21 protein-coding genes are annotated in these 19,903 nt (G+C 60.8%); 11 read left to right on the top strand and 10 right to left on the bottom strand.

From position 1 onward, the window contains the following. Positions 1-94 precede the first annotated feature (94 nt). The 4 genes from J3P84_RS25835 to panM form a co-directional block, all read right to left on the bottom strand. Entirely contained in the window at positions 95-367 is a 273-nt protein-coding gene (locus tag J3P84_RS25835) for an oxidative damage protection protein (protein ID WP_003186755.1), read from the bottom strand. Next, positions 364-1,431 (bottom strand): A/G-specific adenine glycosylase, encoded by a 1,068-nt coding sequence (gene mutY / locus J3P84_RS25830; protein WP_434626516.1) that lies wholly within the window; start codon positions 1,429-1,431, stop codon positions 364-366. Before mutY ends, J3P84_RS25835 begins: the two co-directional genes overlap by 4 nt. After that, positions 1,428-3,653, bottom strand: a complete 2,226-nt coding sequence (locus J3P84_RS25825) for an AsmA family protein (protein WP_434626515.1) — start codon at positions 3,651-3,653, stop codon at positions 1,428-1,430. Before J3P84_RS25825 ends, mutY begins: the two co-directional genes overlap by 4 nt. 268 nt (positions 3,654-3,921) lie before the next feature. Next, a complete protein-coding gene (gene panM / locus J3P84_RS25820) occupies positions 3,922-4,320 on the bottom strand; it encodes an aspartate 1-decarboxylase autocleavage activator PanM (RefSeq protein WP_434626514.1) in 399 nt (132 codons plus the stop codon). 263 nt (positions 4,321-4,583) lie between these two features. Here panM and J3P84_RS25815 point away from each other — a divergent pair, with 263 nt between their 5' ends. The 6 genes from J3P84_RS25815 (at position 4,584) to hisF (ending at position 9,571) form a co-directional block, all read left to right on the top strand. Further along, positions 4,584-6,245, top strand: a complete 1,662-nt coding sequence (locus J3P84_RS25815) for an OFA family MFS transporter (RefSeq protein ID WP_434626513.1) — start codon at positions 4,584-4,586, stop codon at positions 6,243-6,245. A gap of 280 nt (positions 6,246-6,525) precedes the next feature. Then, positions 6,526-7,119 (top strand): imidazoleglycerol-phosphate dehydratase HisB, encoded by a 594-nt coding sequence (hisB, locus tag J3P84_RS25810; protein ID WP_003186751.1) that lies wholly within the window; start codon positions 6,526-6,528, stop codon positions 7,117-7,119. Then, entirely contained in the window at positions 7,119-7,757 is a 639-nt protein-coding gene (gene hisH / locus J3P84_RS25805; protein ID WP_434626511.1) for an imidazole glycerol phosphate synthase subunit HisH, read from the top strand. The genes hisB and hisH overlap by 1 nt, the downstream gene beginning before the upstream one ends. Beyond that, complete coding sequence (locus J3P84_RS25800) at positions 7,757-8,011, top strand: DUF2164 domain-containing protein (protein ID WP_030141479.1); 255 nt, start codon at positions 7,757-7,759, stop codon at positions 8,009-8,011. Before hisH ends, J3P84_RS25800 begins: the two co-directional genes overlap by 1 nt. A gap of 42 nt (positions 8,012-8,053) precedes the next feature. Next, positions 8,054-8,791, top strand: a complete 738-nt coding sequence (hisA, locus tag J3P84_RS25795; protein ID WP_305497441.1) for a 1-(5-phosphoribosyl)-5-[(5-phosphoribosylamino)methylideneamino]imidazole-4-carboxamide isomerase — start codon at positions 8,054-8,056, stop codon at positions 8,789-8,791. Between the two features lie 9 nt (positions 8,792-8,800). Beyond that, a complete protein-coding gene (gene hisF / locus J3P84_RS25790; protein ID WP_305497440.1) occupies positions 8,801-9,571 on the top strand; it encodes an imidazole glycerol phosphate synthase subunit HisF in 771 nt (256 codons plus the stop codon). Between the two features lie 32 nt (positions 9,572-9,603). Here the strand turns inward: hisF and J3P84_RS25785 are convergent, their stop codons facing one another. Further along, a complete protein-coding gene (locus J3P84_RS25785; protein WP_434626510.1) occupies positions 9,604-11,112 on the bottom strand; it encodes a trypsin-like serine peptidase in 1,509 nt (502 codons plus the stop codon). A 209-nt stretch (positions 11,113-11,321) separates the two neighbouring features. Here J3P84_RS25785 and J3P84_RS25780 point away from each other — a divergent pair, with 209 nt between their 5' ends. Further along, positions 11,322-12,077 (top strand): substrate-binding periplasmic protein, encoded by a 756-nt coding sequence (locus J3P84_RS25780; protein WP_434626509.1) that lies wholly within the window; start codon positions 11,322-11,324, stop codon positions 12,075-12,077. A 10-nt stretch (positions 12,078-12,087) separates the two neighbouring features. On the opposite strand, the gene J3P84_RS25775 is transcribed toward J3P84_RS25780, so the two are convergent. The 4 genes from J3P84_RS25775 to gpmI form a co-directional block, all read right to left on the bottom strand. Then, a complete protein-coding gene (locus J3P84_RS25775) occupies positions 12,088-12,867 on the bottom strand; it encodes a divergent polysaccharide deacetylase family protein (protein ID WP_434626508.1) in 780 nt (259 codons plus the stop codon). Between the two features lies 1 nt (position 12,868). After that, a complete protein-coding gene (locus J3P84_RS25770) occupies positions 12,869-14,185 on the bottom strand; it encodes a S41 family peptidase (protein ID WP_434602554.1) in 1,317 nt (438 codons plus the stop codon). A gap of 32 nt (positions 14,186-14,217) precedes the next feature. Next, positions 14,218-15,510 carry a murein hydrolase activator EnvC family protein gene (locus J3P84_RS25765; protein WP_305497433.1) on the bottom strand — a complete coding sequence of 431 codons (1,293 nt, stop codon included), beginning with the start codon at positions 15,508-15,510 and terminating at the stop codon, positions 14,218-14,220. A 214-nt stretch (positions 15,511-15,724) separates the two neighbouring features. Beyond that, positions 15,725-17,254 carry a 2,3-bisphosphoglycerate-independent phosphoglycerate mutase gene (gene gpmI / locus J3P84_RS25760; protein ID WP_434626507.1) on the bottom strand — a complete coding sequence of 510 codons (1,530 nt, stop codon included), beginning with the start codon at positions 17,252-17,254 and terminating at the stop codon, positions 15,725-15,727. Positions 17,255-17,406: 152 nt separating this feature from the next. Between gpmI and J3P84_RS25755 the strand changes: the two genes are divergently transcribed. From J3P84_RS25755 to secB, 3 genes are read left to right on the top strand one after another with little or no spacing between them, the layout of a single operon-like run. Continuing rightward, positions 17,407-17,820 carry a rhodanese-like domain-containing protein gene (locus J3P84_RS25755; protein WP_305497431.1) on the top strand — a complete coding sequence of 138 codons (414 nt, stop codon included), beginning with the start codon at positions 17,407-17,409 and terminating at the stop codon, positions 17,818-17,820. 1 nt (position 17,821) lies between these two features. Further along, entirely contained in the window at positions 17,822-18,076 is a 255-nt protein-coding gene (grxC, locus tag J3P84_RS25750; protein ID WP_434626506.1) for a glutaredoxin 3, read from the top strand. Between the two features lie 40 nt (positions 18,077-18,116). Then, positions 18,117-18,599, top strand: coding sequence for a protein-export chaperone SecB (secB, locus tag J3P84_RS25745; protein ID WP_305497429.1), 483 nt, complete (start codon positions 18,117-18,119; stop codon positions 18,597-18,599). A gap of 130 nt (positions 18,600-18,729) precedes the next feature. Here the strand turns inward: secB and trmL are convergent, their stop codons facing one another. Then, positions 18,730-19,185: a tRNA (uridine(34)/cytosine(34)/5-carboxymethylaminomethyluridine(34)-2'-O)-methyltransferase TrmL gene (gene trmL, locus J3P84_RS25740; protein ID WP_003186735.1), complete on the bottom strand. Its 456-nt coding sequence runs from the start codon at positions 19,183-19,185 to the stop codon at positions 18,730-18,732. Here trmL and J3P84_RS25735 point away from each other — a divergent pair. Next, positions 19,184-19,624: a hypothetical protein gene (locus J3P84_RS25735; RefSeq protein WP_434602557.1), complete on the top strand. Its 441-nt coding sequence runs from the start codon at positions 19,184-19,186 to the stop codon at positions 19,622-19,624. The genes trmL and J3P84_RS25735 overlap by 2 nt on opposite strands. The last annotated feature ends 279 nt before the right edge of the window (positions 19,625-19,903 follow it).

The raw sequence follows: 19,903 nt of genomic DNA, 5'->3' as shown, positions 1-19,903 counted from the left end.
GCATTAAACGGGTTTTTCAGGGGGGCGTCAAGCAAGTTATCAAAAAATATTTAACTATTACCGTCGCTTACGATTCGCCCCCGCTCCGGGCAGCTTATTCGGAGGGCGGCACGTAGCCCTCGGCCTTGGCGTATTCTTCGCCGGAAAAGAACTTGTCCATCTCCCCTTGAAGATATTTGCGATCTTCGGCATTCATCATGTTCAGGCGTTTTTCGTTGATCAGCAGCGTCTGGTGTTTTTGCCAGTCGCCCCAGGCCTTGGCTGATACGTTGTCGTAGATGTCCTGGCCCTTGGCGCCGGGAAACGGTGCGCGCTCCAGGCCTTCCAGCTGTTCTTTGTACTTGCGGCACATGATGGTGCGGGTCATTGCAACTCTCCTGCGTTCAATACAGCGGCCGCGCGTTCGAGCAATGTCTTGACCGGGGCGGCGAGGCCCAGGCGCGGCGGGGTGGCGAGGTTATACCAGAGCCAGTCGGCCTCGGCCACGTGATGGCCGGTTTCGCGGACCCGGACCAGCCAGGGTTCGATTGCCAACTGGAAGTGGCTGAAGGTGTGTACCAGGCTTGGCATTGCCTGTTGCTGACCCAGCTCCAGCGAATGTTGCAGGGCCAGGTGTTGCAGGTCGTCGAGGTCGTCGAGTTCCGGCAGGCTCCACAGACCGCCCCACAAACCGGTGGATGGGCGGCGGTAAAGCAAGATGGCGCCTTCGCGGTTAGCCAGCATCGGCATCAAGGTGCGTTTCTTGGGCACTTCCTTGCGCGGCTTGGGAATCGGATAACGGGTTTCCAGGCCCAGCATGTGGGCTTCGCAGCCTTTTTCCAGCGGGCAGAGCAGGCAACTGGGTCTGCTGCGGGTACAGAGCGTGGCGCCCAGGTCCATCATCGCCTGGGTATAGGCGTTGACCCGATCCTGAGGGGTAAAGCGTTCGGCGGTGGCCCAGAGCTGTTTCGCAACCTTTGGCTCGCCTGGGTAGCCTTCCTGGGCAGTAAAGCGCGCCAGCACCCGCTTGACGTTGCCATCGAGGATCGGCGCCCGCAGGCCCATGCTGATGCTGGCAATCGCGCCAGCGGTGGATAGGCCGATTCCCGGCAGTTCGGTGAGCTTCTCCACATGCCGGGGAAATTCGCCGCCATATTGCTCGACGACGGTTTTCGCGGTTTTCTGCAGATTACGAGCGCGGGTGTAGTAGCCCAACCCGGTCCACAGGTGCAGCACTTCATCCTCCGGCGCGGCGGCAAGGGCCTGGACGGTAGGCAGAGCGGCCATGAACCGGTCGAAGTAATTGAGCACCGTGCTGACCTGGGTCTGCTGGAGCATGATCTCCGAGACCCATACCCGATACGGGGAGATGTCTTGCTGCCAGGGCAGGTCATGGCGCCCGTGGCGGTCGAACCAATCCAATACGGCGCTGGAAAATTGCTCGGATGTCATCGCTTGAACAGCCCCTTGAGCGCGTCTTTGAGCTCGGGGCTGACCTTGTCGCCGAGCTTCTCGTCGATCTTGTCGCCGAGGCGGTCGCCGGCCAGTTTCGCGGCAACCTTGCCCAGCCCGTCGTTGTCCAGGCGGCAGGCTTTCGCGCCCAGCTCCAGCGGGCCTCGGCAGCGTAACGGCCACTCGACATCGACATAACGCTCGTTGACCTGGCAGGCCGGGTCGGGCATGTCGCTCTTGTCGCCTTCAACGATGACGCCGACGCGGTAGTCCATGCCCAATACACGCAGGTCGATGTCACCGTTGCCATTGACCGTCATGCCGGGGATGCGCACTTTCAAGTCCGGGTTGCTGGCCACGCCATTGTGGAAGGTAAGGTTGCCGTCGAGTTGCTGGAATGGTGTGTCCTTGCCGCGCGGTTCACCGCTGAGACTCTTGCGGTTCAGCGTGGCGATGCCTTTGCACAGCTGCTGTTCGAGGTTGGCATTGAGCAGCACGCCGTCATTGATGACGAACCCGGCATTGCCGTTCAGGCTGTCGATCAGGGCCTTCTGGCTGTTGCCGCTGGCGGTGACGGCGCTGTTGAGCGTCACCAGGCCTTTGACGGGCGGATTTTTGCCCTGGCTTTCGATGATCTTGTCGGCCGGCACCCGGTTGATGCGGGTTTGCAGGCTCAACTGCGGCGTGGGCTGGCGCACGTCCAGCGTGCCCTTGGCTTCGAAGTTGCCGTTATACAAATCGCCCCGCAGGTTTTCCAGCGTCAACAGACCGCCGAGCCCGGTGGCCTTCAGCGCGGCATTCTGGATGGGCAGCTTGTCGAGGGTCAGTTGGCCGAAGCTCAGGTCGGCATCGATATCGAGCTTGCTCAGGCGCTCCACCGGAAACAATCGATCGTTGCTCCACGCACCCTGGGTCGGGGCGCTTGGTAGCGGTGAGCTGCCGGCACCGGCCATGGCGCTGGCCTCGGTGTTGCTGACTTCGGCCTCGCGGGCAGCCTTGGCGCTGTTGGCTTCGGCGGACTTTGGCGGCAGGTAGCGATCAACATTGAAGGTGTCGGCCTTGAGCTGGGCACGCAGCGACTGCTTGGCAATATCTTCCACGGCGATGCGACCACTGAAATTGCTCTCATCGATTTTCAGGTTGATGTCGTTGAGCTCGACGCTGGTCGGTGTGGCTGCAATGCGGCTCGCCAGCTCGACCTTGCTCAGGCTGCCATCGGCCATCGCCGGCAGTTTCTGGCCGATGCTGTCGACGAAGCTGGCCAGGTCGAATGAAGCAATCGACACGCCGCCATTCAGCTGCGGCGTTTTGTCGAGATCGTTGACCTTCAGCTCGCCCAGGGCGCGAAGTTGGTTCAAGGAAAGCTTGATACCGGTCCATTCGGCAACGTTGGCTGCCTTGTCGAGGAACAGTTGCCCTTGCGCCGCAAAGCTCACGGTCTTGCCTTGCAACGGATCGCCGGTGGCTTCACCGGACAGCTTCAGGTCTTCGAATTTGTAGCGTTGCAGTGCGCGTTCGAAGCGCAGCTCGCCAGTCACCTCGGTGCGCACCCGAACAGCCGGCTGGTTGCTGGACAGGAAAGCCGTGAGGGTAACCGGGATATTGGTGGAATCGTGGATCGGGCCGGTGCTCAGCTGGATGCTTTCAGCGGTAAACAGCTTGCCGGTCTGCTCGTCGCTGTATTCGACCCGGGCGTTGTTCACGGTCAGGCTGTCGATGTCCAGGCGAGTGGGTTGGGCCGGTTTCTCTGTCGGAGCGTTGGCCGGCGGGGCGGACTGTTCGGTTGGCGCCGGCGCCTTCGTAGCGGTCGTGGAGGCGGGCGCCTTGCCGATGTCTTCCCAGTTGCCATGACCGTTCTTGTCGCGGTTGAGCCGCAGGTTCAGACCTTCGACCCGTACGTCGCTCATCTGCACTTCACGGCGCAACAGCGGCATCACCCGGACTGAAAGCCCAAGCATCTGCAGGTCGGCAAAGGGTTGGGTCGGATTGGCCAGGGTCGCAACGCTGGCTTCGTGCAATTCAAGACCCAGCCACGGAAACAGGCTCCAGCCGATATCGCCATTGAGGGTCAGCTCGATGTGGGCCTTGTCGCGGGCTATCTGGCGGATCTCTTCCTTATAGTCGTTGGGATCGAAGAGGTGGGTCAGGGCAAAGCCCAGGGCCACAATGATCAGCAACAGCCCGAGAAGTACCAGACCCAGGATTTTGCCGAACGCTTTCATGGGCGAATCCTTGTAGGTTGAGTTCAAATTTTACCGGAGAGTATAACGTCCCGGGTTGGTGGAGCGTTGGGTCATCGTTTTTCGATCCTCCACTGGTGGAACGGCAGGCGCGGTTCACCGTGGCGAGGGAGCTTGCTCCCGCTGGACTGCGAAGCAGTCCCAAACCAGGCGAATCAGGACGCCTGGCACACCGTGGAGACAGCTTCAGGGGGCGCTGCGCTCCCCAGCGGGAGCAAGCTCCCTCGCCACGGGATACGTCCGGTCACCGTCAGCTTTCATTCAGCGGTATCTTCAGCTTTGCCGCCAAGGCCTGCACCTCCAGATGCCCGGCCGGTGCCTCGAGCCGAAGCCTGGCGTCATCTTCTCGAGCCATCCTCCGTGCCTCGCTCACCAAGCGCTCAGCTACGCCACGGCGGCGGGTAACCTTTCTTACGCACAGGTGAGACAAGTACCAAGCGTCCTGGTGCCGTTGCAGGCGTGCGGCGCCGAGCAGTCGGTCGTTGAACCGTGCCGCAATCAGCGTACCTTCCGTCAGGCACCTGTTGATCAACTGCCCGGCATCGCTGAACGGCTCGAACCGCCAGGCCGGGGCGTCCTGGTAGATTTTCTGCAGGTCCTGATGATCCTGATGAGTGGCTTCATTCAAACGCTCGACAACGATGGGCATGAACATTCCTGAAAAATAAACGAATAACGCCCTACAGAAAGTGAGAAGAGGCGCGATAAGACGAATGACAGAAAAAAGGTGATAGCACTTTGGTTTTTCTGTCATGAGCAAATGGTAACCTTTGTCAGTTCGCCCGTCCTTCTGCGACGTGATGTCGCACCAAAATGGAGCTTCACCGCAAAATACAGTCATGCCTGCGTGCAAATGAAGACTGAGGGTGATGCGTGGCTGGCGAACCTATTCCAATAACTGGGGGATACACAATGAGCACGAGCATTACGGCGGACGGCGTTGCCGACCAGCCTGCGTTCCTCTCCAAGGAACGCATTATCGCCAAGCCCGGCTTCAACCGCTGGCTGGTGCCACCGGCCGCGCTGGCCATTCACCTGTGCATCGGCATGGCCTACGGCTTTTCGGTGTTCTGGTTGCCGCTGTCCAAGGCCATGGGCATCACCAAGCCGGTAGCCTGCGCGCCGGACATGAGCTTCATCTCGCAAGTCTTTTCGTCCCAATGTGACTGGCCGATCTCGATGCTCGGCTGGATCTACACCCTGTTCTTCATTTTCCTGGGTTGCTCGGCAGCCATCTGGGGCGGCTGGCTGGAACATGCCGGTCCGCGCAAGGCTGGCGTGGTATCGGCCCTGTGCTGGTGCGGTGGCCTGCTGATTTCGGCGCTGGGTATCTATACCCATCAGATCTGGCTGATGTGGGTCGGCTCCGGTGTCATCGGTGGTATCGGCCTGGGCCTGGGCTACATCTCCCCGGTCTCGACGCTGATCAAGTGGTTCCCGGACAAGCGCGGCATGGCGACCGGCATGGCGATCATGGGCTTCGGCGGTGGCGCGATGGTGGGTGCCCCGTTGGCTGCAGCGCTGATGAGCCATTTCGCTACGCCAACCGACGTGGGCGTATGGCAGAGCTTCCTGGTAATGGCCGCGATCTACTTCGTGTTCATGATCGGTGGCGCCCTGTCGTATCGCGTACCGCCAACCGGCTGGAAGCCTGAGGGCTGGAATCCTGCACCGAAAAAAGCCGCGAACGCGATGATCACTCATCGCCACGTTCACGTGAACGTTGCCTGGAAAACCCCGCAGTTCCGTCTGGTCTGGCTGGTGCTGTGCCTGAACGTATCCGCCGGTATCGGCATCCTGGGCATGGCTTCGCCACTGCTGCAGGAAGTGTTCGGCGGCAAATTGCTCGGAAACGACCTGCCGTTCGGTCAGCTGGACGCCGCGCAACTGGGCCAGATCGCTGCCATTGCAGCCGGTTTCACCGGTCTGCTGAGCCTGTTCAACATCGGTGGCCGGTTCTTCTGGGCCTCCTTCTCGGACTACCTGGGTCGCAAAAACACCTACTTCGTGTTCTTTGCCCTGGGCGTGGCCTTGTATGCTCTGATCCCGAGCCTGGGCCACCTGGGCAGCGTCGCGCTGTTCGTGGCGGCGTTCTGCATCATCCTGTCGATGTACGGCGGCGGTTTCGCCACCGTGCCGGCCTACCTGGCGGACCTGTTCGGTACGCAAATGGTCGGTGCGATCCACGGTCGCCTGTTGACCGCCTGGGCGGCAGCCGGCGTACTGGGTCCGGTACTGGTGAACTACTTGCGTGAATATCAACTGAGCATCGGCGTTGAACGCGCCGCGGCCTATGACATCACCCTGTACATCCTCGCCGGCCTGCTGGTGCTGGGCTTCCTGTGCAACCTGATGGTTCGCCCGGTCGCCGACAAGTACTTCATGACCGACGCCGAACTGGCCGCAGAGCAAGCGCTGGGCCACGACAAGGGCGCCGACAGCACCACTTCCCTGGAGTGGAAAGCCGCACCGGGCACCAAGCCCCTGGCGATCGCCGCCTGGCTGGTGGTGGGCATTCCGCTGGCGTGGGGTGTGTGGGTGACCCTGCAGAAGACGGCGGTGTTGTTCCGCTAAAACCGTTGCCCTGGCCAGCGGGTCAGGGCAATCCTTGTGGGAGCGAGCCTGCTCGCGAATGGGGCGTGTCAGTCGACAACAGTGTCTTCTGACGCACCGCTTTCGCGAGCAGGCTCGCTCCCACATTTGTTTTTATGAGTCCTGGAAGACTTGTACGGACATGTCTAACGCCGCCGCATCGGTTTCAGCCCGTCAGCGGTGTCACCTCTTTTGTTTCTGTTTGCCGCTCGCGCCCCTATAATGGCTGCCTTTTTCGCCCAATGATTTTGCGGAGCTGGTGATGGCCGAACGTAAGGCGTCTGTCGAGCGCGACACTCTGGAAACCCAGATCAAAGCCTCGATCAACCTGGATGGCACCGGAAAGGCCCGGTTTGATATCGGCGTGCCTTTTCTTGAGCACATGCTCGACCAGATCGCCCGTCACGGGCTGATCGACCTGGACATCGTCAGCAAGGGCGACCTGCATATCGACGACCATCACACCGTCGAAGATGTCGGTATCACGCTGGGCCAGGCTTTCACCAAAGCCATCGGCGACAAGAAGGGCATCCGTCGCTACGGCCATGCCTACGTGCCGCTCGATGAAGCGCTGTCGCGCGTGGTCATCGACTTCTCGGGCCGCCCTGGCCTGCAGATGCATGTGCCGTACACCCGCGCCACCGTCGGCGGCTTCGACGTCGACCTGTTCCAGGAGTTCTTCCAGGGCTTCGTCAATCACGCCAACGTGACCCTGCACATCGACAACCTGCGTGGGCACAACACCCATCACCAGATCGAAACCGTGTTCAAGGCGTTCGGCCGCGCGCTGCGCATGGCTGTCGAGCTCGATGACCGCATGGCCGGCCAGATGCCTTCCACCAAAGGCGTCCTGTAATGCAGACGGTTGCGGTTATCGATTACGGCATGGGCAACCTGCACTCGGTGGCCAAGGCCCTCGAGCACGTAGGCGCCGGCAAGGTATTGATCACCAGCGATGCCGACGTGATTCGCGAAGCCGACCGGGTGGTGTTTCCCGGTGTCGGCGCGATTCGCGACTGCATGGCCGAGATTCGGCGCCTGGGCTTCGACAAGCTGGTGCACGAAGTCAGCCAGGATCGCCCGTTCCTCGGCATCTGCGTGGGCATGCAGGCTTTGCTCGATCGCAGTGAAGAGAACGACGGGGTCGATTGCATCTCGCTGTTCCCGGGCCAGGTCAAGTTCTTTGGCAAGGACCTGCATGAACACGGCGAGCACTTGAAAGTGCCGCACATGGGCTGGAACGAAGTGCGGCAAACGGTGGACCACCCGCTGTGGCACGATATTCCGGACCTCGCGCGTTTCTACTTCGTGCACAGCTACTACATCGCCGCCGGCAATGCCCGGCAGGTGGTGGGCAGCGGTCACTATGGTGTCGATTTCGCCGCGGCCCTGGCCGATGGCTCGCGCTTCGCTGTGCAGTTTCACCCGGAGAAGAGCCATACCCATGGCCTGCAACTGCTGCAGAACTTCGCGGCGTGGGACGGGCGCTGGTAATGGCCCGCAAGAAACCGCCGATCCTCACCCTCACGCCTGAGCAGGAAAGTGAGGCGAACCGCAAGATCCAGCGGTTCATGGAGGAGCGTTTCGAGCTGGACCTTGGCTCGTTCGAAGCGGCGGAAATTCTTGATCTGTTTACCCGCGAAATTGCTCCGCACTATTACAACAGGGCGATTTTCGATGTGCAGGCGCACCTTAAGGAAAGGTTCGAAAGCATCGAAAGCGACTTGTGGGCGCTCGAGAAAAACTGATTTTCGAGCCAAGCTGAATTTTCGTATTTGAAGGTTTGCCAGATGCTGATTATCCCCGCTATCGATCTCAAGGACGGCGCTTGTGTCCGTCTGCGCCAGGGCCGCATGGAAGACTCCACGGTGTTTTCCGACGACCCGGTGAGCATGGCCGCCAAGTGGGTGGAGGGCGGTTGCCGTCGCCTGCATCTGGTTGACCTGAACGGTGCCTTCGAAGGCCAGCCGGTCAACGGTGAAGTGGTCACGGCCATCGCCAAGCGGTACCCGAACCTGCCGATCCAGATCGGCGGCGGCATTCGTTCGCTGGAGACCATCGAGCACTACGTCAAGGCTGGCGTGAGCTACGTGATCATCGGCACCAAGGCCGTCAAGGAACCTGAGTTCGTCGCCGAAGCCTGCCGTGCCTTCCCGGGCAAGGTCATCGTTGGCCTCGACGCCAAGGACGGGTTTGTCGCCACCGACGGCTGGGCTGAAGTGAGTACCGTGCAAGTGATCGACCTGGCCAAGCGTTTCGAAGCCGACGGCGTGTCCGCCATCGTCTACACCGACATTGCCAAGGACGGCATGATGCAGGGCTGCAACGTTCCGTTCACCGCTGCCCTGGCCGCCGCCACGAAGATCCCGGTGATCGCCTCCGGCGGCATCCACAACCTGGGCGACATCAAGGCACTGCTCGACGCCAGGGCGCCGGGCATCATCGGTGCGATCACCGGTCGCGCGATCTATGAAGGTACCCTGGACGTCGCCGAGGCCCAGGCCTTCTGCGATTCCTATAAAGGCTGAGGACTCATCATGGCGCTGGCCAAACGCATCATCCCTTGCCTGGACGTGGATAACGGCCGGGTGGTCAAGGGCGTCAAGTTCGAGAACATCCGTGACGCTGGCGACCCGGTGGAAATCGCCCGTCGTTATGACGAGCAGGGTGCGGACGAGATTACTTTCCTGGATATCACGGCCAGCGTCGACGGCCGCGATACCACGCTGCACACCGTCGAGCGCATGGCCAGCCAGGTGTTCATCCCGCTGACCGTGGGCGGTGGCGTGCGCAGCGTGCAGGACATCCGCAACCTGCTCAATGCCGGCGCGGACAAGGTGTCCATCAACACCGCGGCGGTGTTCAACCCGGAATTCGTCGGCGAGGCGGCCGAGCATTTCGGCTCGCAGTGCATCGTCGTGGCGATCGACGCGAAGAAGGTCTCCGGCCCGGGCGAAACCCCGCGCTGGGAAATCTTCACCCATGGCGGGCGCAAGCCAACCGGGCTGGACGCCGTTGAATGGGCAAAGAAGATGGAAGGCCTGGGCGCCGGAGAAATCCTGCTGACCAGCATGGACCAGGACGGCATGAAGAATGGCTTCGATCTCGGCGTCACCCGTGCCATCAGCGATGCCTTGGGCATTCCGGTGATCGCTTCCGGCGGCGTTGGCAACCTGCAGCACTTGGCCGATGGCATTCTGGAAGGCCACGCCAGCGCGGTATTGGCGGCGAGCATTTTCCACTTTGGCGAATACACCGTGCCGGAAGCCAAGGCCTACATGGCCCAGCGCGGTATCTGCGTCAGATAAGCCGAGAGTCCGGCAGGCGAGCCGAGGGCGAATCAGGGCGAGTCCTGGATATCCTTGAGCGGGGTAGGGTTCAGGATGTCCATTCTTGGCTCGGATGCTTGTCTGGATATGTCATAGGCAATGGTGCAGAGCTTTCCAGGCAGATCCGAATTGTCCAGCCATGCGTCTATGTATTCGATGTTGCTGTAATCGGTTTTGTCTGAACAGTCAGTCGACTCTGTCGGGCCGAACTTGTAGGCGTAGGTTCGATGTGGCAGTTCATTCGCAGCTGTCGACAGTTGCACGCCTGCAGTGAAACTCAACTCAGGCTGAGCTGTTGGAGCGTTGTCGAGAATTTCGACCGGAAGGGACAACACGTTGTTTATGAGCCCCTCTGAGGGGCGTTGATCAGCGGAGTCGACACCCACGATGCACAGGAAGTACATGCCCACCTGGTCGCCTATCCCGGTGTTTATGAAAGCGTCCCGCGCACTTGTTACTCCGCTGTAGTCTTGCGGCCTTTCGCAATCCATTGCGGTTCGAACGGTCTTATGACGATAGAACGGCGTGTTGATTGTGAAGTGGTAGTTCCAGGTCGGGATCTCTGCAGTGCCGTCGTCTTTTTTCCCAATTCTTATGTATCTTTGCGGGCTGTCCGCTGCGGCGCTGACGGAAAAGACCGGATACAGCGGGCAAGACGAATTCACGTCTTGAACGAAGAGGCCCTCTACAAAGCAGCGGCTGAGAAAATCCGTAGGATTCCCATAAACATCGTCCGGTATCGCTTTATAGCTGTCGCCAACCGGAGTGCAAGGAGCGTGCTGCTCGCAGGGGTGGGCTTGGATGGTCAGGTTGCCAGTGCCTATCACGCCGATGATCTTATTGGTACGGCGCTCCAGTAGCGGGCTGCCGGAGCCACCACCTTTCATATCCTTGCAGCGGGTCATCAGCGTGTTACGCCAGACCCAGCGGCCCTCCACGATCTCCTGGGCAGGTTGCAAGGTACAGGCAGCCAGCCGCAGCGTGTTCTGATCGTGGACTGGCGCGCCTACGATCAGGACATCCGTCCCGTCGACGGGACGCTCGGTGGCCAGGCCCAATGGCTGTATCCCATCCTTGAGCAAGGTTTGCAGGCTGACGTCCAGTTCAATGATTGCCATGTCTACGCCCTGGATGCTTCTCCACGCGATTTTTTTCATCGGGTAAGTCAGGTAGGGGGCGGTATCGGCGAAGTAGTTGAACTGCATGACGCCGAGGATTGGCTTGTTGGTCACGATGTTTGCGTTGGTCAGCTCGGTGCAATGTCCCGAGGTCAACACGTAGGCGGGCGTGGGCGTTGTCCCGGAAGGGTCATGGGTATCGAGAAGTGTCGCAGTACAATTCCCGTTCATCGTAGAGAAGCGTCCAATACCCTGCCAATGGTCATGTGAGCCATCTTTGTTGTTCAGGATTTTTGAGTCGGCGAAGTTCTGAACCCCTTCGCCATAGTCTTTGCCATGTGCAACGCTCAGTGCGCCAGACAGGCAAAACAGACCGCCCAGTAACAAGTAGATCGTTTTCATTGAGTCATGCCTTTGATTAATTGGGGCCGGTCTTGACCGGCTTCGTTAATTAATCAGCCTCGGCGTGATGGAAGGTGGTAACTAATTACCGCCGCCAAGGTTGCGTTTGCGCGCATCCTGTTTGGTCAGGTGTTTGATGTGAAACGACGGTAGACACGTCGGCGGGCCCAAGGCAATCTGGAACACGCCATGGACCCGGGTAATCAGATATGTTCAAACGCGCTCTAGTTGTTGTTACCAGTACTTTCCTGCTGTTCATGAGCGGGGCGCAGGCCGGGGACGGCCGCGATGCTGGCCTGGTATTGCTGACGGAGAACTTTCCGCCCTACAACATGGCGAAGAACGGCAAGAACTTCGCCCAAGACGAAAACATCCATGGCATTGCGGTGGACATCGTCCGCGAGATATTCAAACGCGCCGATATTTCCTACAGCCTGACGCTGCGTTTTCCCTGGGAACGAATCTACAAGCTTGCCTTGGAAAAACCCGGTTATGGGGTGTTTGTAACGGCTCGGCTGCCTGAGCGCGAAAAGCTCTTCAAATGGGTTGGCCCCATCGGCCCGGACGATTGGATCATGCTCGCCAAGGCCGACAGCAAGATTGCCCTCGACTCGTTGGAGCAGGCGCGTCAGTACAGGATTGGCGCCTACAAGGGCGATGCAATTGCCGAAACATTGGCCAAACAGGGGCTCAAACCCATTGTCGTGTTGCGCGATCAGGACAACGCCAGAAAACTCGTCAATGGCCAGATAGACCTATGGGCTACCGGCGACCCGGCAGGGCGTTATCTGGCGCGTCAGGAGGGAGTGAGCGATCTCAAGACCGTACTGCGATTCAACAGTGCCGAGCTCTACCTGGCCTTGAACAAGGACGTGCCGGACGAGGTGGTGAGCCGCCTGCAAAAGGCTCTGGATGAGCTGCGCAAGGAAGGCGAAGTGGACGCGATCATGGCGCGCTATCTCTGAGACGCCAAGCCTAACGATAAACCCCATCCTTCCCGTGCCCGGCCATCGCTCGGTTGCTGCGCAGGCTGATCATCGACTTGATGTCGATCCACTCGATGCCCTGGGCCTTGAGCTTGGGCAGTTCGCGCTCGAGCACGGCGAGGGTCTGCGGATAGGGATGGCCGATCATCACGGCCGAGCCCTGCCGCCGAGCCAGATTGATGGCGACCTGAAGCTGGCCGGCGATAGCCGCTTCGGTGCGCTCGTCATCAAGAAATACATCCCGCGACACGCTGGCGAGGCCGATCTTTTGTGCTTCGGCAGCCGCGACCGTCTGCGCGCTGGTGCGGCTGTCGACGAAAAACTTGTGACGCTGTTGCAGATTCGCCATCAGCCATGCCATCGCCTGGGGTTGCGCGGTCATGCGGCTGCCCATGTGGTTGTTGATACCGCTGGTGTAGGGCACCGCGGCAAACGCGGCGTCCAGGCGCTTGCCCAATTCTTCGATGGATAATTCCGGATGCCAGGCGAACGGCCCGGTGGCCGGGTCCATGGGCATGTGCAGCATGACGAGTTTGCCGGCGCGATGAGCCTCGCGGGCGATTTCGGCGGCGTGGGGCGTGTCGGGCATGACTGCCGCGGTGACCGGACCGGACAGGGCCAGTACACGGCGATCCCGGGGCAGATTCTGCCCCAGGTCATCGATGATCAGGCTCAGGTAAGCCTTCTGCGGCGGGGAAGCTGTGGCGGGAGCCGCGTTAACGGCTCCCGCCAGCAGGCACAACAGGACGAAAATGAAACGCTGGCCCATCTCAGCGGCCGGACGTGATGTTCAACCCTTTGAGCAGGCTCAAGGCCTGGGCCAACTGATAGTCGTCATCCTGCGGCATCGGCTTGGCCTTGGCGCCGGAACCGGTCGGTTTGTCCGCGCCGCCGTTGCCATTGCCCAAGTGACCTTGCAGGTCGGCTTCCTTGAAGTACTCGCTGTCCGCCTCGCTGGTGATCTTGGCCTTGCGCACCTCGATGTCCGGGACAATGCCCTGGGCCTGGATGGAGCGGCCGTTGGGCGTGAAGTACAGCGCGGTGGTGATTTTCAGGGCGCGGTCGTTGTTCAGCGGCAACACGGTCTGCACCGAGCCCTTGCCGAAACTGGTGGTGCCCATGACAACGCCACGTTTCTGGTCTTGCAGAGCACCGGCGACGATTTCCGACGCCGACGCGCTGCCGCCATTGATCAGCACGACCAGTGGCACGGCTTCGCTGAGGTCGTTGCCGGTGGCCGAGAAGCGCAGCTCGGAATTGGCGATGCGGCCCTTGGTGTAGACGATCAGGCCCTTGGTGATGAAATGGTCCACCACTTCCACAGCCGATTGCAGGACGCCGCCGGGGTTGTTGCGCAAGTCCAGGACCAGGCCGTTGAGCTTCTTGCCGTTGTCCTTGCGCATCTTGGCCAGGGCCTTGGCGACTTCTTCGCCGGTCTTGACCTGGAACTGGGTGATGCGGATGTAGCCGTAGCCGGACTCCAGCAGTTGGCTCTTCACGCTCTTGACCTGGATGACCGCCCGGGTCAGCGTCACGTCGAATGGCGTACCGCCGTCGCGCACCAGGGTCAGGGTGATTTTTTCGCCGATCTTGCCGCGCATCTTGTCCACGGCTTCGGTCATGCTCTGGCCACGGGTCGGTTGGCCGTTGATCTTGACGATGAAGTCGCCAGCCTGGATGCCAGCCTTGGAGGCGGGCGTATCGTCGATCGGCGAGACCACTTTGACGAAACCGTCTTCGCTGCCGACCTCGATGCCCAGGCCGCCGAATTCGCCGCTGGTGCTTTCCTGCAACTCGGCAAAATCCTCAGGGCCCAGGTAGGCCGAATGCGGGTCAAGGTTGCTGAGCATGCCTTTGATGGCGTTTTCCAGCAGCATCTTGTCGTCCACCGGTTCCACGTACGCGGCTTTGATCCGGTCCATGACTTCGGCAAAGGTGCGCAGTTCATCCAACGGCAGCGGGGCCTTGGTGGTGGCGGCCGTAGCGGCGGTCGACGCCGGCGCGGGTTGCGCGGCGAAAGCCAGGGGCGCGCCGATCACGAGGGCGATCGTCAGGGCCAGCGAGGTGAGGCGGGACAAATGCAGCATGTCGAACGAACTCCTGAGTTGGATGGGCGCGCTTATCCTTGCGCACGACACCATTGTGCCGGGTCACTGGGGCGACCCTGCTGGCGAATAGCAAAATACAGTGCTGGCGTGTCCTGCCCGCCACTGTTGCCGACCGTGGAGATGGACTCGCCGGCCTTGACCACATCACCCGCCGATTTGAGCAGCGTCTGGTTATGGCCGTAAAGGCTCAGGTATCCGTTGCCGTGATCGAGGATCACCAGCAGGCCGGCACCGCGCAGCCAGTCGGCAAACACCACGCGCCCGCCATGTACAGCGTGCACCTGGCTGCCGGCGGAAGCGCTGATCATCACGCCGTCCCACTTGGTGCGGGTGTCGTCGCCACGGGTTTCACCGAAGCGTGCAAGTAATCGACCATTGACCGGCCATGGAAGTTTGCCCCGGGCTGAAGCAAAAGCGCCGCCGAAGGTTTCGCCATCGCTGGAAACCACTGCGCCGGGGCTGGATTTGGCCGGCTTGCGCGGGGCTTCGCCGGCATCGGCGTCGGCCTGGGCTTCACGCAAACGCTTTTTTTCGGCTTCCTGCTGGGCGATCAGCGCTTTCTGCCGCGCTTCTTCCGCCTCCCGAGCCTGGCGAGCCAGGGTTTCCTCGATGGTTTTCAAGACATTTGCCAGTTCGGCCTGGTCCTGTTCGCGGGCCTTGAGCTTGCTGTCGCGAGCCTTCACGTCGTCATTGAGCTTGGCCAGGGCCACCTGGCGCTCCTTGCGAACCTTCTCGAGTTCTTCACGCTGGGTGTCGAGGCTGCTTTTCTGCACGAGCAACTGGGCTTGCTGCAGCTCGATGTCTTTCTCGACATTGGCCAGCTGGCGCAGGGTTTCATTGAAGCTCTTGAGCTGCTCCAGGCGGGCCTGGCTCAGGTAGTCGTAATAGGTGAGGGTGCGGGCGAATTTCTCGGGATTCTGCTGGTTGAGCAGCAATTTGAGGTATTCCTGGCGACCGTTCTGGTAGGCCGCCCGAGCCTGGATGGCGATCAGCTTTTGCTGTTCAGTGCGCGCGCTCTGGAGTTTTTTTTTCTCTCCATCGAGGCGTTGCAACTCGGATTCGCTTTTCTTCAGCTCTTTCTGCAGGGCGTCGACCTGCTTCTCCAGCTTGCCCATCTCGGTTTCGGTGCCGCGCAGGTCTTTCTGCACGCTGGATTTTTCTTCCTGCAACTTGTTCAGCAGCTTCTTCAGCTCGGCGATGTCCTGGCGCGTGGCTTCCAACTGTTGTTGGGTTTGCGCGCGCTCGTCCGCGAAGGCCGGTTGGAGCAGGCAGGTCAGAGCAAGGGCTATCAGGACGCGGAGCATAGAGGCGGGTGGCACCAGGGAAAGGGACGGCCTAGTATGCCCGCCCCACGCTGCAAAAAAAACGCCCATTTGGGGCTGTGTGATAACTGGCCGAAAAAACACCAAACCCTCTGTGGGAGCGAGCCTGCTCGCGAAGAGGCCATAACATCAACGGTGATGTTGACTGTCATACCGTTTTCGCGAGCAGGCTCGCTCCCACACAGGTAAGTCTGGGTCAGACCAGGATCGAAGTCCCGGTCATCTCCGCCGGCTGTTCCATGCCCAGCAGCATCAGCATGGTCGGTGCGACGTCGGCCAATACGCCGCCGTCGCGGACCTTGAAGTCACGCTTGCCGACATAAATGAATGGCACCGGCTCAGTGGTGTGGGCCGTGTGGGCCTGGCCGGTGGATTCGTCGGACATTTGCTCGACGTTGCCGTGGTCGGCGGTGATCAGCGCTTCGCCGCCGACTTTTTCCAGCGCCTCGACGATGCGGCCGACGCAGGTGTCCAGGCATTCCACCGCCTTGACCGCTGCGTCGAACACGCCGCTGTGACCGACCATGTCACCGTTGGCGTAGTTGACCACGATCACGTCGTAACGTTGGTTCTCGATGGCGTCGACGATGCGGTCGGTCACTTCCGGCGCGCTCATTTCCGGTTGCAGATCGTAGGTGGCGACCTTCGGCGACGGGATCAGGATGCGCTCTTCGCCCGGGAAGGGCTCTTCGCGGCCGCCGGAGAAGAAGAACGTCACATGGGCGTACTTCTCGGTTTCCGCGATGCGCAGCTGGGTCTTGCCGTTTTTCGCCAGGTAGTCACCCAGCACGTTTTCCAGGCTGCCGGCGGCGAAGGCCGATGGCGCGGGAATGCTGGCGGCGTATTGGGTCAGCATCACGAAACCGGCCAGCTTCGGCTGGCGGGCGCGCTCGAATTCCTTGAAATCGTCTTCGACGAATACGCGAGTCAGTTCGCGGGCACGGTCGGCGCGGAAGTTCATGAACACCACGGCGTCGCCGTCTTCGACTTTTACCGGCTCGCCGAGGGTGGTGGCCTTGACGAACTCGTCGCTTTCACCACGTTCGTAGGCAGCTTGCAGGCCTTCTTGCGCGGTGGCGGCGTGGAACTCGGCATTGCCGTCGACGATCAGGTTGTAGGCCTGGGCGACGCGGTCCCAGCGGTTGTCACGGTCCATGGCGAAGTAACGGCCGATCAGGCTGGCGATCCGGCCCTTGCCGAGGGCCTTGAACGTGTCGTCCAGCAATTTGATCGACGATTCGGCGCTCTTCGGTGGCGTGTCACGGCCATCCAGGAAGGCGTGAAGGTAGATGTTTTCAGCGCCGCGCCTGGCGGCCAGCTCGGCCATGGCGATCAGGTGGTCCTGATGGCTGTGCACGCCACCGTCGGACAGCAGGCCCATGAAGTGCACGGCCTTGCCGGCAGCCACGGCTTTATCCACGGCAGCGCAGATGGTCGGGTTTTCGAAAAACTCGCCGTCGCGGATCGATTTGGTCACGCGGGTGAAGTCCTGATACACCACGCGGCCGGCGCCGAGGTTCATGTGGCCGACTTCGGAGTTGCCCATCTGCCCGTCGGGCAGGCCGACGTCCATGCCGCTGCCGGAGATCAAGCCGTTCGGCACGGTGGCCCACAGGCGATCCAGCACAGGCTTCCTGGCCGCGTAGACGGCGTTGGATTCGTGGCTGTCACTGTGACCGAAGCCGTCCAGAATCATCAGGACCAAAGGTTTAGGCGTGGTAGTCATGGAATCCACTCGTGGCTGGTTAAAAGAAGACGATGGAAAAGGGACGGGCAGTTTAAAGGTAAGTTCCGGTGCCGTCACCGCCGGGCGGGGTTTGGCCGGCCTTGCGTGCTGTGTATACTGGCCGACATTTTAACGCCCTGGAACCTCCTTCGATGGTTGCTCACCTGATTGAATTTGCCACTAACCACTACATTCTCGTCGGTATCTTCGTCGTACTGCTGGCGTTGCTGGTTGCCCACACGATGCAGGGCGGCGGACGCAGCCTGAGCACCGGTGAGCTGACCGCGCTGGTCAACAAGGACGCCGGCGTAGTGGTCGACATCCGCCCGACCAAGGATTACGCCGCCGGTCACATCGTCGGCGCGCTGAACATTCCTCAGGACAAACTGATCGCTCGTGTGGCCGAACTGGAAAAACACAAGGCCAAGACGCTGATCCTGGTCGACGCCCAAGGTCAGCAGGCCGGTACCCTTGCCCGCGAACTGATGAAGTCCGGCTTCACCGCCGCCAAACTGTCTGGTGGCGTTGCGAGCTGGAAAGCCGACAATCTGCCCCTGGTGAAGTGACATGCCCCACGTAGTTGTCTATTCCAGCGATTACTGCCCCTATTGCTCCCGAGCCAAGATGCTGCTCAAGAACAAGGGCGTAGCCTTCGAAGAGATCAAGGTCGACGGCAAGCCGCAGTTGCGCGCCGAGATGACCAGGAAGGCCGGGCGTACCTCCGTGCCGCAGATCTGGATCGGCGACACCCACGTGGGCGGTTGCGATGACCTGTTCGCCCTGGAGCGCGCCGGCGAGCTCGACGCGCTGCTCAAGGCCTGAACTCCCAATTAATAGAACCTGAAAGTAAGAAGGATCTGCGATGACTGACCAACAGAACACAGCTGCCACTGAAGAAGAAGCCGCACCGCAATTCTCCTTGCAGCGCATTTACGTTCGCGACCTGTCCTTCGAAGCCCCGAAAAGCCCGGCGATCTTTCGCCAGCAGTGGGAGCCGAGCGTGGCCCTGGACCTGAATACCCGCCAGAAAGCCCTGGAAGAAGATTTCCACGAAGTGGTGCTGACCCTGTCGGTGACCGTGAAGAATGGCGACGAAGTCGCGTTCATCGCCGAAGTCCAGCAGGCCGGTATCTTCCTGATCAAGAATCTCGATGCCGCTTCGATGAGCCACACCCTGGGCGCGTTCTGCCCGAACATCCTGTTCCCGTACGCCCGCGAAACACTGGACAGCCTGGTGACCCGTGGCTCGTTCCCGGCCCTGATGCTGGCCCCGGTGAACTTCGATGCCCTGTACGCGCAAGAGCTGCAGCGCATGCAACAGGAAGGCGGCGCGACCGTCCAGTAAACGGCGCTTTCAGCCGAGTATCAAACCTGTGGGAGCGAGCCTGCTCGCGAAAGCGCTATATCAGTCAATCAAGTACCGACTGAGCTGACGCTTTCGCGAGCAGGCTCGCTCCCACATTTGTTATGCGGTGCTACTGAAAGCCGTTCTGCCGCCACGCCTCATAAACCGCCACCGCCACGGTGTTTGACAGGTTCAGGCTGCGGCAGCCTTCACGCATCGGCAAGCGCAAGCGTTGCTCCGCCGGTAGTGCGTCGAGCACTTCGGCCGGCAGGCCACGGCTTTCCGGGCCGAACAGGAATGCATCGCCGGCGACGAAGCTGGCGTCATGAAACGGCCGTGAGCCCTTGGTGGTGAAGGCGAACAGGCGCGGATGCCCCAGGCTTTCCAGGCAACTGGCCAAGTCGGCGTGCCGCTGCAAGGTGGCATACTCGTGGTAGTCGAGGCCGGCGCGGCGCAGGCGCTTGTCGTCCATTTCGAAGCCCAGCGGTTCGATCAGGTGCAGGTGGCAGCCGCTGTTGGCGCACAGCCTGATGACGTTGCCGGTATTGGGTGGTATTTCCGGTTGAAAAAGGATGACGTGAAACATGCACGGCTCCGCAGATAAAGATGAGCGGCATTCTACGCCGCAAACCGATCGACGTTCGAAGCTATTGCCTCGGGTGATGGGCTCTCTGGCGATCGTCGGCATGATGGTCGGGCTGATGATCGGCCGCCTGACGACGCCCGATCCGAGCGAGCTGCAACAGGTCGAGGTCACCCAGGGAGGGCTGGTGGCCTGGTTCAACAACGAACCGGAGCTCCATGGGGAAATCATCGACGGCACTGTGGCGCTGTTGTTTCAGGCGCAAGGTCGGCCGCAGAAAGGCCAGCTTAAGCTCAACGGCAAAGACGTGAACTGGCGGGTGCGGTTGAGTGACAAGGGGCTGTTGCTGACTTTGGTGGCGGCGCGTCCGTTGCGAGGGGAGTGGACCGGCAGCGAAGTCGATGACCGCTGGCGGCTGGAGATCCGTCTCCAGGAGCAATAAAAGAGGGAATCCCCGGCCTGCCTGTACCAAGGTCCCCAAAACGGGAGGGCTTGCCGTGAAGGCGCAGCCCGGATGTAAAGAAGGGAAACCTTGACCTGCCTGTATCAAGGCCCCCAAAACAGTGGGCTCGATGAGCCCGGTGTAAAAGAGGGGAATCCCCGGCCTGCCTGTACCAAGGTCCCCGAAACTGGGTAGTGATTGGGTTATTGCAGGGGGCGTGCCAGTTTTAAATGGTTTGTCACAAAAAACTGCTGAAGATGCGAAAAAGCCCCGTATTCC

The organism is Pseudomonas sp. Z1-29, from assembly GCF_051131995.1.
Classification (GTDB): Bacteria; Pseudomonadota; Gammaproteobacteria; order Pseudomonadales; family Pseudomonadaceae; genus Aquipseudomonas.
The sequence above is the reverse complement of the archived record's forward strand: the minus strand, read 5'-3'. Positions and strand labels throughout refer to the sequence as shown.

Coding starts and splice junctions, on each gene's coding strand:
- J3P84_RS25835 (WP_003186755.1), bottom strand. CDS start 367: ATGACCCGCACCATCATGTGCCGCAAGTACAAAGAACAGCTGGAAGGC.
- mutY (WP_434626516.1), bottom strand. CDS start 1,431: ATGACATCCGAGCAATTTTCCAGCGCCGTATTGGATTGGTTCGACCGC.
- J3P84_RS25825 (WP_434626515.1), bottom strand. CDS start 3,653: ATGAAAGCGTTCGGCAAAATCCTGGGTCTGGTACTTCTCGGGCTGTTG.
- panM (WP_434626514.1), bottom strand. CDS start 4,320: ATGCCCATCGTTGTCGAGCGTTTGAATGAAGCCACTCATCAGGATCAT.
- J3P84_RS25815 (WP_434626513.1), top strand. CDS start 4,584: ATGAGCACGAGCATTACGGCGGACGGCGTTGCCGACCAGCCTGCGTTC.
- hisB (WP_003186751.1), top strand. CDS start 6,526: ATGGCCGAACGTAAGGCGTCTGTCGAGCGCGACACTCTGGAAACCCAG.
- hisH (WP_434626511.1), top strand. CDS start 7,119: ATGCAGACGGTTGCGGTTATCGATTACGGCATGGGCAACCTGCACTCG.
- J3P84_RS25800 (WP_030141479.1), top strand. CDS start 7,757: ATGGCCCGCAAGAAACCGCCGATCCTCACCCTCACGCCTGAGCAGGAA.
- hisA (WP_305497441.1), top strand. CDS start 8,054: ATGCTGATTATCCCCGCTATCGATCTCAAGGACGGCGCTTGTGTCCGT.
- hisF (WP_305497440.1), top strand. CDS start 8,801: ATGGCGCTGGCCAAACGCATCATCCCTTGCCTGGACGTGGATAACGGC.
- J3P84_RS25785 (WP_434626510.1), bottom strand. CDS start 11,112: ATGAAAACGATCTACTTGTTACTGGGCGGTCTGTTTTGCCTGTCTGGC.
- J3P84_RS25780 (WP_434626509.1), top strand. CDS start 11,322: ATGTTCAAACGCGCTCTAGTTGTTGTTACCAGTACTTTCCTGCTGTTC.
- J3P84_RS25775 (WP_434626508.1), bottom strand. CDS start 12,867: ATGGGCCAGCGTTTCATTTTCGTCCTGTTGTGCCTGCTGGCGGGAGCC.
- J3P84_RS25770 (WP_434602554.1), bottom strand. CDS start 14,185: ATGCTGCATTTGTCCCGCCTCACCTCGCTGGCCCTGACGATCGCCCTC.
- J3P84_RS25765 (WP_305497433.1), bottom strand. CDS start 15,510: ATGCTCCGCGTCCTGATAGCCCTTGCTCTGACCTGCCTGCTCCAACCG.
- gpmI (WP_434626507.1), bottom strand. CDS start 17,254: ATGACTACCACGCCTAAACCTTTGGTCCTGATGATTCTGGACGGCTTC.
- J3P84_RS25755 (WP_305497431.1), top strand. CDS start 17,407: ATGGTTGCTCACCTGATTGAATTTGCCACTAACCACTACATTCTCGTC.
- grxC (WP_434626506.1), top strand. CDS start 17,822: ATGCCCCACGTAGTTGTCTATTCCAGCGATTACTGCCCCTATTGCTCC.
- secB (WP_305497429.1), top strand. CDS start 18,117: ATGACTGACCAACAGAACACAGCTGCCACTGAAGAAGAAGCCGCACCG.
- J3P84_RS25735 (WP_434602557.1), top strand. CDS start 19,184: ATGCACGGCTCCGCAGATAAAGATGAGCGGCATTCTACGCCGCAAACC.
- trmL (WP_003186735.1), bottom strand. CDS start 19,185: ATGTTTCACGTCATCCTTTTTCAACCGGAAATACCACCCAATACCGGC.